This window comes from Phaeovulum sp., from assembly GCF_041596715.1.
Classification (GTDB): domain Bacteria; phylum Pseudomonadota; class Alphaproteobacteria; order Rhodobacterales; family Rhodobacteraceae; genus UBA6213.
The window spans coordinates 1-5,082 of the sequence record NZ_JBFHIA010000218.1 but is presented as its reverse complement, the minus strand read 5'-3'; the positions used below and the strand labels follow the sequence as shown (position 1 = coordinate 5,082).

At 62.9% G+C, this 5,082-nt stretch carries 2 protein-coding genes and 1 pseudogene; 2 read left to right on the top strand and 1 reads right to left on the bottom strand.

Going from position 1 to position 5,082, the window contains the following annotated elements; genetic code table 11:
- Positions 1-54: 54 nt before the first annotated feature.
- Entirely contained in the window at positions 55-3,450 is a 3,396-nt protein-coding gene (locus ABY403_RS13135; protein ID WP_372841279.1) for an indolepyruvate ferredoxin oxidoreductase family protein, read from the bottom strand.
- A gap of 164 nt (positions 3,451-3,614) precedes the next feature.
- On the opposite strand from ABY403_RS13135, the gene ABY403_RS13130 reads away from it, so the two are divergent.
- On the top strand, positions 3,615-4,526 hold the full coding sequence (locus ABY403_RS13130) for a LysR family transcriptional regulator (protein ID WP_372841280.1): 912 nt from the start codon (positions 3,615-3,617) through the stop codon (positions 4,524-4,526).
- A 260-nt stretch (positions 4,527-4,786) separates the two neighbouring features.
- Positions 4,787-5,082, top strand: a pseudogene (locus ABY403_RS13125) (phosphoribosylformylglycinamidine synthase II); the annotation flags it as partial.

The window sequence follows — 5,082 nt, the reverse complement described above, 5'->3', positions numbered from 1 at the left end:
GAACACATGCGGACCTTGGCCTCTTTTACGCGGCAGCGCGGCGAAAATCCAAGCCTATTCGGCCGCAGATTGCAGTGGCGTGCCCCCTGCCCTGATGGCGGCAAGCAGCGCCTCGCGGCGGCTGGCGGCGGTGGCGGCGCTTGCCTCTTTCACAGGGCCGAAGCCGCGAATGGTTAGCGGCAGTTCGGCCAATTCGCGCAAGATCGGCAGCGTGGCGGGGGTGACGGCGGGCAGCAGTTCGGCCATGTCGCGTTCATATTGCGCGATCAGCGCGCGTTCCATCCGCCGTTCGGGGAAGCGGGCGAACGGGTCGAGCAAGGTGCCGCGAAGCGGTTTGAGCCGCGCGAGCAGCGCAAAGACGCGGCCCATCCACGGCCCGAAGCTGCGCTTGAGCGGGCGGCCATCGGGGCCTTTGCGCGAAAGGATGGGCGGCGCGAGGTGGTAGGTGATGTGCAAATCGCCTTCAAACTCGGCGCGCGCCTTGGCGGCAGTGGCAAGGTGCAGGCGCGCGACCTCGTATTCATCCTTATAGGCCAAAAGCTTGTGATAGCCCTTGGCGACAGAGAGGCGCAGGCTTTCAGGGGCGCTGGCCACAAGGGCACGGAAGCGGCGGGCCAGCGCCGCATTCTGGTATTGCGCAAGATGCGCGGCGCGGACCTCGATGGGGTCAGGCTCGGCCACCGGGCCAGCCGGTGCAAGAAGGCGCGCGGCATCGGCGGGAAAGGCCACGGCCCAGCGCCCAAGATCAAACGCGCGCTGGTTTGCCTCGGGGCCAGCGCCGTTCAGCACGATGGCGCGCGAGATCGCCTCGTAGCTGAGCGGCAGCAGACCCTGCTGCCAAGCGGCACCAAGCACCGCCATGTTGGAATAGATCGAATCGCCCAGCGCGGTGCGCGTAAGCTCTGACGCATCAAAGAAACCCACGCGTTCGCCCAGCCGTGCTTCAAGCGACAGGCGCAGCCGTTCGGTTGGCAGCCTGAAATCGCGGTTGCGGGTAAACTCGCCGGTAACAATCTCGTGGCTGTTGACCACAGCGCCGGTGCGCCCGCTGCGCATCAGGCCCAGTGTCTTGGCACCCGCCGTCACCACCAGATCGCCGCCGATCACGCAATCAGCCTCGCCCACCGCGACGCGAATGGCAGAGATGTCTTCGGGGCGGTTGGCAAGGCGCAGGTGGATGTGCACGGCACCGCCCTTTTGCGCGAGGCCCGCCATTTCCATCATACCCGCGCCCTTGCCATCGACATGCGCGGCCATGGCAAGCACCGCGCCCACGGTCACGACGCCGGTTCCCCCGACACCGGTGATGACCACGTTGTGGGTGCCGTTGATCGCGGGCAGCGTGGGTTGCGGCAGATCTGGCATCGCCACAGTGGCGGTGGCCGCCTTGCGCAGCTTGGCCCCCGCAACGGTCACGAACGAGGGGCAAAACCCCTTGAGGCAACTGAAGTCCTTGTTGCAGCTGGATTGGTCGATGGCGCGTTTGGTGCCAAGCGGCGTTTCGACCGGCACGATCGACACGCAATTCGATTGCACCCCACAATCGCCGCAGCCTTCGCAGACGTCAGTGTTGATGAACACGCGGCGGTCAGGGTCTGGGAAGGTGCCGCGCTTGCGGCGGCGGCGCTTTTCAGCGGCGCAGGTTTGCACGTAGACGATGGCAGAGACGCCGGGGGTTTTTTCCAGCCGTTCCTGCACCTGCATCAGCGCGGCACGTTCGACCTTTTCAATGCCTTCGGGGAAGCTGGCAAGATCGACGGCTTCCTTTTCGTCGTAGACGACGATGATGGGCGAAACCCCCATCGCCTGTATTTCGCGGGTGATCTGTTGCGCGGTCAGCCCGCCTTCGTTGGCCTGCCCGCCGGTCATCGCCACCGCGTCGTTGAACAGGATCTTGTAGGTGATGGTGGTGCCTGCCGCGAGTGCCGCGCGAATCGCCTGCACGCCCGAGTGGTTGTAGGTGCCATCGCCAAGGTTCTGGAACACATGCGCGCGGGTGGAAAACGGTGCTTCACCGATCCAGTTGGCACCCTCGCCGCCCATATGGGTGAAGCCTTGGGTATCGCGGTCCATCCACTGCACCATGTAGTGGCAACCGATCCCCGCATAGGCGCGCGCGCCTTCGGGCAAGCGGGTGGAGGTGTTGTGCGGGCAGCCCGAGCAGAACCACGGGGTGCGGGTGGCGATTTCGGGCGCGTTGTCGGCGCGGCGCACCTCGGCGATGCGGGCAAGGCCCGCTTGCACGTCGGCGGTGGCGCGGCCTTCCTCGATCAGCACCTGACCGATCTTTTCGGCAATCATCACCGGGTCGAGCGCATAGCGGGTGGGAAACAGCTCTTCGCCGGTGACTGCGTGTTTCCAGCCGTAAACGCGGCGGCCACGGCGTTTATCGAAAATGGCTTCCTTGACCTGCACCTCGATCAGCTTGCGCTTTTCTTCGACGACGACGATCAGCTCCAGCCCCTCGGCCCATTCGGAGAACGATTTCACGTCCATCGGGAAGGTCTGGGCAACCTTCCATGTGGTGATGCCAAGGCGCGTAAGTTCATCCGCCTCTAGCCCCAAAAGCGCGAAAGCGTGGACAAGATCGAGCCAGTTCTTGCCCGCCGCGACAAAGCCGATTTTCGCGCCGGGCGCGCCGTGCATACGCTTGTCGATCCGGTTGGCGCGGGCAAAAGCCTCGGCGGCAAAACGCTTGTGGTCGATCATCCGCGCTTCTTGCGCCACCGGCGTGTCGCCAAGGCGGATGTTGAGCCCGCCTTGCGGCATTGGAAAATCGGGCAGCTTGAAGCTGGTGCGGAACGGATCGCCATCGACAACGGCGGTGGCCTCGACCGTGTCCTTCATGGTCTTGAGCCCGACCCAGACCCCGGCAAAACGCGAGAGCGCATAGCCGTAATGGCCAAGGTCCAGAATCTCTTGCACGCCCGCGGGGGAAAGCACGGGGATATAGGCATCGACCATCGCCCAATCGGATTGGTGCAGCACGGTCGAAGATTCGCCGGTGTGGTCATCGCCCATCGCCATCAGCACGCCGCCAAAGGCCGAGCTGCCCGCCATGTTGGCATGGCGCATCACGTCGCCTGTGCGGTCCACGCCCGGCCCCTTGCCATACCACAGCGCGAACACCCCCTGATGCCGCCCCTCGCCGCGCAGTTCGGCCTGCTGGGTGCCCCAAATCGCGGTAGCGGCAAGGTCTTCGTTCAGCCCCGGCTGAAAGGTGACGTTGGCTGCGGTCAATTCGCGCACGGCACGCTGCATCTGAAGGTCCACCGCGCCAAGCGGGCTGCCGCGATAGCCTGTAACATATCCCGCGGTATCAAGCCCCGCCGCGCGGTCGCGCGCCGATTGCGCCAGCATCAGGCGCACCAATGCCTGTGTGCCATTCAGCAGCACCGGTGATTTGGAAAGATCGAATCGATCAGCCAGAGAAATATCTTGCTTGGCCATCAGGCCCCCCCCTAGAAGCATGCAGCTATCGCATGATAGGTCAAAAAAGCTGACCTACAAAGCAGAAAACCGTGGTATACACATTTGTCAATTTTGCGCAGTGTGGGTAAGGCGCGAAGCGAAAATGTTCACGGAAAAGATATCGGTATTTGAATATGCACACGATGGACTGGGACAAGCTGAGAATATTCCATGCGGTGGCGGACGCCGGGTCGCTGACCCACGCCGGGGACGCGCTGCACCTGTCGCAGTCTGCCGTCAGCCGCCAGATTCGCGCGCTTGAGGAAAGCCTAGGCACCACGCTGTTTCACCGCCACGCACGCGGGCTGATTCTGACCGAGCAGGGCGAGTTGCTGTTCGATGCAACCGCGACCATGGCCCGCAAGCTCGATTCGGCTGCCGCGCGCATCCGCGACAGCGAAGAAGAAGTGTTCGGCGAATTGAAGGTTACCACCACCACCGGGTTTGGGACGCTTTGGCTGGTGCCGCGTCTGGTGAAGCTTTACGAGCGCTACCCCGACCTCAAGGTGGATCTGATGCTTGAAGAGCGGGTGCTTGATCTGCCGATGCGCGAGGCCGATGTCGCGATCCGCATGAAGGAACCAAGTCAGGCCGATCTGATCCGCAAGCGGTTGATGAATATACGGATGCGACTTTACGCCTCGCCCGAATACATCGCGCGGGCGGGTAGCCCGCTGCGGCTGGAGGAGCTGAGCGAACATCGCCTGATCTGCCAGAACCCTGTAACGCCGCAGGTTGCCGCCGGGGCAAACCTTTCAAACATGCTACTTTCCTACAACATCCCCTCGTCGCTGACGATCAACAACTACTTCGGCGTGCTGCAAGGGGTGCTCAATCACATCGGGATTGGCGTCTTGCCCGACTATCTGACTGAGGATTTTCCGCATCTGGTGCGGGTGCTGCCCGAGATCGAGTCGGTCGAAGTCCCGGTTTTTCTTGCCTATCCCGAAGAGCTGCGGCAATCACGCCGGGTCTCGGCGTTCCGCGACTTTGTTCAGGAAGAAATCATGGCCTATCGGCGCCGCCAATCCGAAGGCGCGGCAGGCTCTGATTGAGGTGAGGCATACGGGCAACGCATGGCTGCCATGATGCAGTCGCAGCATTTTACCCTTGAACCGTTCTCACCCTGCACATAAATCGGGCGAAGAAGACGGTGGTTCGAGGAAACTCTCATCGGCTTCTACCTCCCTGTTGGACTTGGGCCGAGCTTTTGCTCGGCCTTTTTTTTCGCCATCCGGCACGCTGGGCGATTCTGCGCTTTCCCGATGCGGGGCGCTGATTTATGACGCGGGCAGGTTGCCGGGGGAAAGCCAAGATGGACGAGCCGAAAATCACGCCAGAGCTGGTTGCTGCGCACGGGATGAAGCCCGACGAATACGAGCGCCTGCTGGAGATCATCGCGCGCGAGCCGACTTTCACCGAGCTGGGGATCTTCTCGGCGATGTGGAACGAGCATTGCAGCTACAAATCCTCGAAGAAATGGCTGCGCACGCTGCCCACCAGCGGGCCGCAAGTGATCTGCGGGCCGGGCGAAAATGCGGGTGTCGTGGACATTGGCGATGGGCAGGCGGTGATCTTCAAGATGGAGAGCCACAACCACCCGAGCTACAT